At 68.1% G+C, this 10172-nt stretch carries 9 protein-coding genes; 7 read left to right on the forward strand and 2 right to left on the reverse strand.

Features of this window, described 5'->3' with window-relative positions; genetic code table 11:
* Position 1: 1 nt before the first annotated feature.
* Both D450_RS30220 and D450_RS0114455 read right to left on the reverse strand, forming a co-directional pair.
* Positions 2 to 571, reverse strand: coding sequence for a redoxin domain-containing protein (locus D450_RS30220; RefSeq protein ID WP_017539382.1), 570 nt, complete (start codon positions 569 to 571; stop codon positions 2 to 4).
* 407 nt (positions 572 to 978) lie between these two features.
* A complete protein-coding gene (locus D450_RS0114455; protein WP_017539383.1) occupies positions 979 to 1284 on the reverse strand; it encodes an antitoxin in 306 nt (101 codons plus the stop codon).
* A gap of 354 nt (positions 1285 to 1638) precedes the next feature.
* On the opposite strand from D450_RS0114455, the gene D450_RS0114460 reads away from it, so the two are divergent.
* The 7 genes from D450_RS0114460 to cas1e form a co-directional block, all read left to right on the forward strand.
* A complete protein-coding gene (locus D450_RS0114460) occupies positions 1639 to 4146 on the forward strand; it encodes a CRISPR-associated helicase/endonuclease Cas3 (protein ID WP_017539384.1) in 2508 nt (835 codons plus the stop codon).
* Between the two features lie 319 nt (positions 4147 to 4465).
* A complete protein-coding gene (casA, locus tag D450_RS0114470) occupies positions 4466 to 6079 on the forward strand; it encodes a type I-E CRISPR-associated protein Cse1/CasA (RefSeq protein WP_017539386.1) in 1614 nt (537 codons plus the stop codon).
* Between the two features lie 11 nt (positions 6080 to 6090).
* On the forward strand, positions 6091 to 6666 hold the full coding sequence (gene casB, locus D450_RS0114475) for a type I-E CRISPR-associated protein Cse2/CasB (protein WP_017539387.1): 576 nt from the start codon (positions 6091 to 6093) through the stop codon (positions 6664 to 6666).
* Between the two features lie 5 nt (positions 6667 to 6671).
* Positions 6672 to 7841: a type I-E CRISPR-associated protein Cas7/Cse4/CasC gene (gene cas7e, locus D450_RS0114480; protein ID WP_017539388.1), complete on the forward strand. Its 1170-nt coding sequence runs from the start codon at positions 6672 to 6674 to the stop codon at positions 7839 to 7841.
* The gene (cas5e, locus tag D450_RS0114485) at positions 7834 to 8553 is read left to right on the forward strand and encodes a type I-E CRISPR-associated protein Cas5/CasD (protein WP_017539389.1); all 720 of its coding nucleotides are present in this window, start codon (positions 7834 to 7836) and stop codon (positions 8551 to 8553) included. The genes cas7e and cas5e overlap by 8 nt, the downstream gene beginning before the upstream one ends.
* Positions 8550 to 9236 carry a type I-E CRISPR-associated protein Cas6/Cse3/CasE gene (cas6e, locus tag D450_RS0114490; protein ID WP_241483155.1) on the forward strand — a complete coding sequence of 229 codons (687 nt, stop codon included), beginning with the start codon at positions 8550 to 8552 and terminating at the stop codon, positions 9234 to 9236. Before cas5e ends, cas6e begins: the two co-directional genes overlap by 4 nt.
* 68 nt (positions 9237 to 9304) lie before the next feature.
* On the forward strand, positions 9305 to 10172 hold an 868-nt coding region (cas1e, locus tag D450_RS0114495), incomplete at its 3' end, for a type I-E CRISPR-associated endonuclease Cas1e (RefSeq protein WP_017539391.1).

Here is a 10172-nt window from a genome sequence, read left to right on the forward strand (position 1 = left end):
CTCAGCCGAGCACCTCTTCGGAGATGCGCTGGTCCAGGTCCTCCTCGCTGATCTTCCCGGAGTAGGTCAGGAAGGTGCCCGACTCGCGCAGGAAGGAGAAGGAGGGCTGGATCGTCACCTCGAAGCCGGACCAGATGGAACCGTCCTCGTCGATGATGTGCCGCATCCCGCCGGTGTCCGTGGAGTCCACGAACTCCTTCATCTCGTCGGTCGCGCCGTTGCCGGCGACGCCGATGAACTCCACCTCGCCGTCATAGCGCTCGGCGGCGTCCATCACCGAGGGCGCCTCGCCGCGGCAGATGGTGCACCAGGGCGCCCAGAACCACAGCACGACCGGCTTGCCGTGCAGGTCGGCGCCGTCGATCTCGCCGCCGTCGACGGTGGGCGCGGTGAAGTCCAGGGCCTCGGGGGTGCCCCCGCCGGAATCGCCGTCGCCGGCCCCGGCCCCCTCCGCAGGAGAGGAACCGTCCGGGCCCTCACCTCCGTTCCCGCCCTGCGCCCCGCACCCGCTCAGCGCGACCACGGCGGCCATCGCCCCGGCGGCGAGAGCGCGGAAGGGAGTGCGTTCCATGGTCACCTCATCTGCATCGGATCGCCCCACCCAGTCTGGGGGCCATCGGGAGTACTCACTCCGCTCCCTCACCCGCTGATTCGGAGCCGGGCCCCTACGGGCGACCGGCCGACTGCCCCCCCGGCGGCTCTCCGGCGTTGCGGCCGGTGAATCCGGTTTCGAGGGGACCAACGACCGCCGCATCGGGCCCTCGCGCGAGGGCCCGAAGGGCTTCTCGCGGGCGTTGCCAGGGGTGCTGCCGTAGGACGCTGTGCCGAAGCTGCACCGGGGAGCTCCGGCCCGAGTTCGGGCGATCGTCGTCGGCCATGCGACGAGCGGCCCCTCCCGAGGGGAGGGGCCGCGCGCTGGAGTGCCGGGGGATGTGGACCCGGCACTCACGAAGCGGACTTCAGATGCCGGAGACGCGATCAGTAGTCGCGCCGGTGATCGGGGCCGTCGGGACGCTCCTTCGGCGCCGAGCCGTCGGACCCGTACCGCGGGTCGCGGTCCTGCGGAGCGCCGCCTCCCGGGCGGCCGCCCTGCTTGCCGAAGAGCTTCGACGCCTGGCCGATGGCCTTGTCGATGTGCCGGTCGTACTTGCCGCCGGTGCGCTTCTTCACGGTGTCACCGGCAGTGCGCAGGTGCCGGTTCGCCTTGTCGGGGTTCCGCCGAATGAAGCTGAAGGCCTGGCGGAGCAGGCGCTGCAGGTTGGCCAATGCGCTCACCTCGTACATGCAAGCATTCGTCGGCACGTTCCATGACGCGACATGTCGCGTCACTACCGAGTCTAGGCAACGGTCAAGCCCGACGACGGCCCCGCGCACCCCGCGGCGGTCGACGTCCGTCCCTCCTGCGCCGAGCGGTCACCGTCAAGCAGGACCGCCAGGAGGGCACCGCGCCTCCTGCCACCTTCCATCTCTCTCGCTCCCTTGGCGGTGGCCCCAGGGGTGCGACGATCCGCGCCTCAGGAAGACCGGTGCTTTCGCCCGAGGCCCGGTCCGGCCGCCCGCAACCGTGCTGGGATTGTCGGTGCCGAGAGCTTTGATACGTGCCACTCTTCTGTACCGATTGCGGAGAGGTGAGTGTGTGTGGCCGCGTCCGATGACGACCTGCTGTTGACGCCGTGGGCGAAAAGTTCCAAAGAGGGAGTCCATCCGCTTATCTGCCATCTGATCGACACGATGGAAGTCTCCCGTCTCCTCTACGGCCTCTTCCTCGGTCCGAAGGTGCGGGAGGAACTGGAGCGCGTGTTCTCGCCGCTGGCAGGGAGCGCCGAGCAATGGGTGTCTCTGCTGTGCGGCCTGCATGACCTGGGAAAGTATTCACCTGCGTTCCAGTCCCTGGTCCTAGAAGTCGCTCAGAAGCGCTTTCCTGAGAGCGAGCACCGGCTCTTGGAGGTCTGTGCGCCCGCGCGAAAGCTGGCGAACCTTGACACCAAGCATGGACTGACCACGGGGGTGCACCTCGATGGAATGCTCCACGAGCTCGGAGTCCACACGTCCGACAGGATCGTGCTCAGTCAAGTTCTGGCCGGGCACCATGGGTACATCCCTTCGGCGGGCGAGATCAGGAGCCTGAGCCGGCCGAGGGGAGGCCGGCACAAGAAGGACATCGGTGACGGGCAGTGGCGGCAGGGACGGTCCGCCATGGTCCGCAGGGTCGCTGCGCTCGGAGGGCTGGACTTCGGAGACGCCCGATGGCCCGAGGTGCGAGTGCCGTCCCAGATGGGGCTGGTCGGGCTGGCGGGCCTCACGACGATCTCCGACTGGGTTGCCTCCGACACGAGGTTCTTCCCGTACGAGGAGGAACCGGAGTCGCTGGAGGCCTATCGCATCCGCGCCGCGGAGCGGGCACAGGAGGCTCTGCGCTCGGTCGGATGGCGGGCATGGACCCCGGGTGAACGCACCGGTTTCACGCAGATCTTCGGTGACGGATCACCGCCCTTCCCCCTGCAGCGGAGGGTGGAGGAGGCGGTCGAGTCCTGCGAGGAGCCGGGCGTGCTGGTGATAGAGGCGCCCACCGGTGAGGGCAAGACCAAGGCCGGACTCCAGGCGGCGGCGCGGCTCGTGCACCGGCTGGGGCTGGGCGGACTCTACTACTCGACGCCGACCAAAGAGCTCAGCAGGCAGGCCTACGACGATGTACAGGACCTGCTCAAGGGGACCGGCTCCGATCTCGAGGTCAACCTCGTCTACTCGGGCGCGGCGAAGGAGCAGAAGCAGGCCAGAAAGGACGAGGCGGCCGGGTCTTCGGCCACGATCACCCCGAGCGGTGTCGGTGCCGAGGACGACGCGGGGACGGAGGAAGGGTCTCAGGACCCCTGGGAGTGGTTCACCAGGAAGAAGGGGCTGGCCTTCCCCATCGGTGTGGGCACCGTCGACCAGGCGGTCAAGGCGGTGATCCGGGGAGGCCACAACTTCCTCGGTATGGCGGCACTCAGCAACAAGGTCGTGGTGATCGACGAGGTGCACGCCTACGACTCCTACACCGGCCGCATCATCAAGCAGCTCCTGTGGTTCTGCGGCCGGTTGGGAGCCCCGGTGGTCCTGATGTCGGCGACTCTGCCCGCGGACCAGCGAGCCGAGCTGATCGAGCATTGGCATGCGGGTGCCGAATCGCGTCCGGTGGACCCCGAGGCCGCTTCCGTGACCTCCCCGGGGACGTGGAACGTGCAATGGAGCCCGGATCCGGCCGGCGCCTTCGAGGTCGATCCTTCGTCGTTCGCCCGGGACCGAGGCCCTGTCCAGGTCGAACACCTCGGGGACGCTCCCTCGGAGATCGCGGCCCGGGTGGCGGACCTCGTGGGGGAGGCCGGAACGGCCTTGGTCGTGCTCAACACGAAGGACCGGGCGAAACGCGTCCGTGACGAGCTGAGGGCCCGTCTCGCCGACGTCGCGAATCCTCCTGCAGTGGTCCACTTCGACGGTGAGCACCAGGGAGCGGAGCGCAGGGAGATCAAGCGGCACATCGACGCGCACATCGGGAAGACGTCACCCGAGAGCCGCCATGCGGTCGTGGTGGGGACGCAGGTGCTTGAGCACGGGATGGACCTCGACGCGGACGTGCTGGTCTCGGACTTGTGCCCGATCGACCTGCTCTTTCAGCGGGCCGGTCGGCTGCACCGTCACGACCGTCGTGGTCGTCCTTCCCATCTGGCCAGGCCCACCCTGTACGTCGCCGACGTCGATCCCGCCGAGCGCGCGGCCAGGCCGCCTTCGAAACGGACGAGCCTGGTCTTCACCGCGCACGTCACCACCGTTTACCGGCCTTGGATCCTCGGGCGTACCCGCATGCTTCTGCAGCAGGTCCTTCGAGCCGGCGAGTGGGACCCCATGTCCGAGATCGGCAAGCAGATCCACCGTCTCTATGTGAGCTCGGAGTCTCTCGTCGAGGAGGGATGGGAGCGTGCCTGGCATGTGGCGCAACAGCGGCACGAGCAGGCACTGGAGAGGGAGGAGGCCGACGGCCGCGAAGTCCTCGTGCCGATGCTCGGCGAAGCGGCGATGATCGACCGCCTGACGATGCGGCGGGCCCCGGCGGGCCGGACCCGTCGGTCGTCCGGACCGGACCGTTTCACCGAGAGCAGAGGGCGGTGACGTCGGCGGGTCCGCCGAACGTCGTGGTCCGCTCGTGCGGTGTTCCTCCGTGTCTTTCAGCAGGTGAAGACGCACGGCCGGGTCCGGTCGTGCCCGCGCCGATGGAGGCGGTGTCGATGCCCGACCGTCCGTCGGCCCTCGGGCACGAGCAGGCTCAGCGGCACCAGGTGGGACACGGAGTCAGGGGCGAAGGTCCCGATCAAGGCGAATATCATAAATGACCCCAATAGAGGCTAATGAGACTATTTCCCCGCTTTCGTGGTTTCTTGTCTCCATGAACAGCTAGAGTCGGAGCCCCCCTACCCCCTCGGAGTGGTCTGTGTCCCCTGGGTATTACAGCCTGCTCGACGAGCCCTGGATTCCTGTGGTCACGAAATCGGGCGAGTCGACACTGCTCGGTCTCAGTGATGTGTTCCGGAAGGCGCGCGAACTGCGGTGCGTCCGGGGCGAGTCGCCTGTGGTGACGGCCGCCCTTCACCGGTTGCTGCTCGCGTTCCTGCACCGGGTCTTTCAGGGGCCGGCCGGTGGTGAACATTGGGCCGCGCTTTGGAACAAAGGGCCGTGCATCACCTGTCTGACCCAGTACGAACAGGAGCACCGGAACGCCTTTTGGCTCCTCGGAGGGGAGCGTCCCTTCTTCCAGTGTCCCGGTCTGTCCCAGGTGCAGCCCAAACCGGCCGGCCAGCTGATCCTTCATCGGGCCACGGGCAACAACACCACCCTTTTCGACCACACAGTGGACACCGACCGGCCGGTGCTGGCTGCGGATGTGGCCGCACGCTGGCTGATGGCGATCCAGGCCTTCGACACCGGGGGCATCAAGACCTTCTACAAGGCGCCGGGCCGCAAGAGCGCCAAACCCGCCCACGGCAACTTCTTCGGCACTGTCCTCCTTGAGGGGGCGACCCTGTGGGAGACCTTGATGCTGAACGCGGTCATCTATGACCCCGGCAAGGGACTGCCGCTCGGCTTGGGCGACCCCGGTGACTGCCCGGTCTGGGAGCGGGATCGCCCCCTCTCTCTCGAACCCGACGAGAACGCGCGACCGCGCGGATGGACGCGGTTGCTCACCCTGCCTTCGCGCAACGTCCTTCTCCACGGGGTGGAAAAGGACGGCGTCCCGCATGTGGACGGCGTCGTGATATCGCCGGGCGAACAGCTCGACAAGGAGCACCTGACCTCGGAGGCCATGGCGGCCTTCCGCAAGAGCGGCGCGCGGCAGGCGACCACCGTCCCGGTGCAGCTGGAGATGCTGCGCGGAGTGTGGCGCCATGCCGACGACCTCCTCAACCCCGGCCAGAACGAGCACGGGAGGCCCGTGACAGTGGAAGACGTGGCCACGCATGTCGAGCACGACAGGCTCAGCATGACTAAAGAGGTCACTCTGCGAGTGTTCGGCCAGAAGCTCATGTCCAACCCCGGCGCGGTCGAGTACTGGTCGGAAGAGGCCCTTCCCATCAAGCTGGCCCTCCTGGTGGCGCAGGACCGCGGCTGGGGGCTGAAACCGCTCTTCGGTCAGGCGGTGAAGCTCGCCGATGAGGTCGGTAAGGGGCTCCAACAGATGCTGCGCACCTACCGGGAGGAGCTCCGCGCCAAGTTCGAGCCCCACAAGCACTGGAGTTTCCTAGCGGAGCGGTACTGGCCGTTCCTCGAGACCGGGTTCGCGCGCCTCCTGCACGACGTCGGGGATTTGGTCGCGCACAGAGAGGCGGACGACCCCGGTGCCCAGGACGAACTCCGCCGACTGTTCAACGAGTGGGGGGAGAACGTGCGGAGCACGGCCGACGATGCTCTTCACACGTGGCTCGACCGCTTCCCGGGAGGGGTACCCCGCCAGATCCTCACCGTGGCCAAGGTGGAGATGATCGCGCGCTCGAACCTGAACAACGCGTCCGACGTGTACAAGCACGAGATCGACCAGTACATCGGGTGAAAGACGGAGTCGTGGAGAACCAGAAACCGGAGTCCCCCCACCGGGAGTTCGTTCACAAGCTTTACCGACTAGGGCGGAAGCTGCACTCATCGGACCGGCACGCAGTCGCACAGGCCCGGCGACAACGGGCGCGGCTCCGGCGCAGTCTCAGCGACGAGCGGTTCGTCGGAGACGTATACGAGATTCTCCTGCCGTGCGGGGTTCCCAGGGCGCACGAACCCTCCTGCCTTCTGCTCGCAGGCCTCTTCGCGCTCCACCCTGACGGCGAGACCGATCCGAAGCGGCGATGGCGACTGTGCGCGGCCCTCGCCGAGACAGGATCGCCCTCCGCCGCGGACGCCCGTGTGCGCCAGCTGATCGGTTCCAACGAGAACGGGGCCTTGGAGCACTACCTGCGCCAATCGGTGCGTCTCATCGCGACTGCTCCCGTGGCCCGACCGCTCGACTACGAGCGGCTCCTCTGGGACCTGATCCGTCTCCGCGGCGGTGACGAGGAGAAGGCGCGCACCGTCCGTCTGGACTGGGCGCGGGACTTCCGCCGCCAGATGTACGTGAGCCAGCCCCCCAGCACGAAGGAAGCGACCTGACCGCCATGATCATCGAGCTGCACCTCCTCCAGTCGTTCCCGACGAGCAACCTGAACCGGGACGACCTCGGCCAGCCCAAGACCGTCACCTTTGGCGGAGCACTGCGGGGACGTGTCTCCAGCCAAAGCCTCAAGAAGGCCGCGCGTTCCCTCTTTCCCGAGGTCGGCCTCGCCAAGGGCGAGACCGCCTGGAGGACCAAGCGATTGCTGCTCAAAGCGGCGAAGGAGCTGACGCCCGGGGACGGCGAGCCTGGCGAAGAGGAGCACACGATCGTACGCGAGGCCCTTCAGCAGATGGGCTTCGGACTCGACACCAACGACCTGACCGAGTACCTGCTCTTCGTCGGGACCGGGGCCGTCGATGACCTCGCCGCGTTCTGCCGGGACCACCGCGAGAGGCTGCTCACGGATGCCGAGGCCCGCAAGAAGGAGCAGAACAGCAAGGGGGCGCCGAAAAAGAAGAAGGCGACCGACGAAGCGAAAAAGGTCGCCGACAGGATCCTCGACGCTCGCCGTGCGGTCGACATCGCCCTCTTCGGGCGCATGGTCGCCGACAACAAGGACTTCAACGTCGACGCGGCCTCCCAGGTCGCCCACGCCCTCTCCACCCACTCGGTCGCGAGCGAGTTCGACTTCTACACGGCCGTGGACGACCTCAAGCCCGACGACGAGGCCGGCGCGGACATGATGGGCACGGTCGACTTCAACGCGGCGTGCTACTACCGCTACGCCAACCTGGACACCGGCCAGCTGCGGCACAACCTCTTCGGCAAGGAAGCGAAGCTGGACGGGGACGACGAGGACCTGCTGAAGCGGGCCGTCAGTGCCTGGCTCAACGCGTTCATCCGGGCCGTCCCCAGCGGCAAGCAGAATTCCATGGCGGCCCTCACCATGCCCGACACGCTTCTGGCGGTCGTCCGCGACAGCGGAACCTGGAACCTCGCCAACGCCTTCCTCGACCCGGTGCCCGGTAAGGGGGTCATGGGCACGTCGACGGAGCGGATGTGGCAGCACTTCACCCGCCTGCGGAGCTTCTACGGCGATGAGGAGATCCGCACGGTCGCGATGGCGTCCCTGTCCGGTGACCTCGACGGGCTCCATGTCCCGAAGGGGGAGCAGGTCGGGAACCTCCCCGAGTTCACCGAAGCCGTCCTGGGAGGGGCTGTCCGTGGCTGACGCAGTGCTCGCGCTGCGCTTCGACGCGCCGATGCAGTCCTGGGGCGTGCGTTCGCGTTTCACCCACCGAGACACGGCACAGGAGCCGACCAAATCGGGGGTGGTGGGTCTGCTGGGGTCCGCGGCGGGGGTCGAGCGCACCGACCGGGAGCGCCTCGCGGATCTCGCGTCCCTGCGCATGGCCGTGCGGGTCGACCGCGAGGGCATCGTCGAGCGCGACTACCAGGTGACCACCGACGTTCCGACGACCCGGGGGACCGGCCACCGCAATGTCGTGAGCCACCGCTACTACCTGGCCGATGCGCTCTTTCTCGTCCTGCTGCAAGGGGAGCTCGGCTTCCTGGAGCGATTGGCCGCGGCCGTCCGTCGGCCGCACTGGCCCCTGTTCTTCGGCCGCAGGGCCCACGTGCCCGCCTCCCCGCTGATCATTGCCGAGGAGCGGGGGCTCGGAACGGGGATCCGCCCGGAGGGCACCCTGGAGGAGGCCCTTCGGGAGCACCCCTGGCAGGAGGAGGACCGAGAGCTCCGGGGCGGGGCGGAGACCGATCCGCTCCTGCGCGCCGTGGTGGAGGTCCCCGCCGAGCACACCGATGCCGAGGCACGCTACGACGTACCCGTGACGTTCGAGTCGGGCAATCGCGAGTTCCGGCAGCGGTACGTGCGCGTATGCCATGTTCCGATTCCTGGATCGAGGGAGGGAGGAGCCGCATGATGTACCTGAGCCGACTCCGCCCCAGTCTCCGCTCGCGCGACTACCGACGTGACCTCGCCGACGTGCAGCACATGCACCGCACCCTCATGTCGGTCTTCCCTGAGGTCGTGTCCGGCGGGTCGGCGCGGCAGGAGAACGGGCTGCTGTGGCGCCTGGACAGGACCGATTCCGGCCACGTGCTGCTGGTGCAGAGCGCCCTCGAACCGAATTGGGGGGACCTGCCGTCCGACTACCTGGCCGTCCCCGCGGAGACCAGGGAGATGGACAGCGTGTTCTCCGCGATCACCCCGGGTCGCACGCTCCACTTCCGGTGCACCGCCAATCCCACGCGCGTCGTGCGGGACCCGAATGACCCGAAGGCCGATCGCGGCCGGCGTGTGGCACTGCACGATGAGAAGAGCCGGCTCGGCTGGATAGCCCGCAAGGGGGAGCAGAACGGGTTCGTGATCCCCGCGACCTCGGACGGGGCGATGGCGGTGGACGTGACCCCCTTGCCTCCGAAGATCGGGTACAAGTCCTCCTCCGACGGGCGGAACAAGATCACGGTGTCGGCCGCACAGTACGACGGCCGGCTGGTGGTGACCGACGCCGACGCCTTCGCCGAAGCCGTCCGCTCGGGGCTCGGACGGGCGAAGGCCTATGGGTGCGGTCTGATCAGCCTGGCCCCTGCCGTCTCCGCGTAATGGAGGCTCGCGGGGTGGCAAGTCCCACGGGTGCGGTCTGCTCAGTCTGGCGCTGCTGGGAGGGGCCGATGAGTAGCGACTACTCCTCGGGGGCGCGCCGCAAGCTCGCCTCACCGACCCTCGCGATGCTGCCGCGAGTTTCCGATGGCTTGGCCTTCCTCTACATCGACATCGCCCGCGTCGAACAGACCGACACCGGCGTCTGCGCGGTGGTCGAGCCCGAGGACGGCGACCTTCAGCGCACCTATCTGCCTACGGCGTCGCTGGCCTGTGTGCTTCTCGGGCCGGGGACCTCCATCACGCAGCGGGCTCTGTCGACCTTCATGCGGCACGGCACCACCGTGATCGCCACGGGGTCGGGCGGCGTCCGCTGCTACGGGACGCTCCAGCCCACCGACCGCTCCACCTACTGGCTGGAGCGGCAGGTACAGGCCTGGTCCGACCCCAAGGCGCGACTGGAGGTCGCCCGGCGCATGTACGAGTTGCGCTTCCGGGAGGACATCGCCCCGGGGACACCTCTCGAACGTATGCGCGGAATCGAGGGCCAGCGCATGAAGGCCCTGTATCGGGCGCTCGCGCAGCGCCACGGCCTGAAGCCGTTCAAGCGCAGCTATGACCCCGAGGACTGGGACGACCAGGATCCGGTGAACCAGGGGTTGTCCGCGGCCAGCGCGGCCTTGTACGGGCTCGCCCACGCCGTCATCAGTCACCTGGGGTGCTCGCCGGCGCTGGGGTTCGTGCACTCCGGTAAGCAGCAGTCGCTGGTCTATGACATCGCCGACCTGTACAAGGCCGAGGTCACCGTTCCCCTCGCGTTCTCCCTGGCACGCTCGTCCAACCCGGAGGGCGAAGCCCGCCGCAGGCTCCGGGAGGATTTCCGCCTCTACCGCCGCCTCCCACGGATGGTCCGAGACCTGCAATGGCTGGTCGACCCCG

Origin of the sequence: Nocardiopsis halophila DSM 44494, assembly GCF_000341245.1 — a bacterium.
GTDB classification, from domain to species: domain Bacteria; phylum Actinomycetota; class Actinomycetes; order Streptosporangiales; family Streptosporangiaceae; genus Nocardiopsis_A; species Nocardiopsis_A halophila.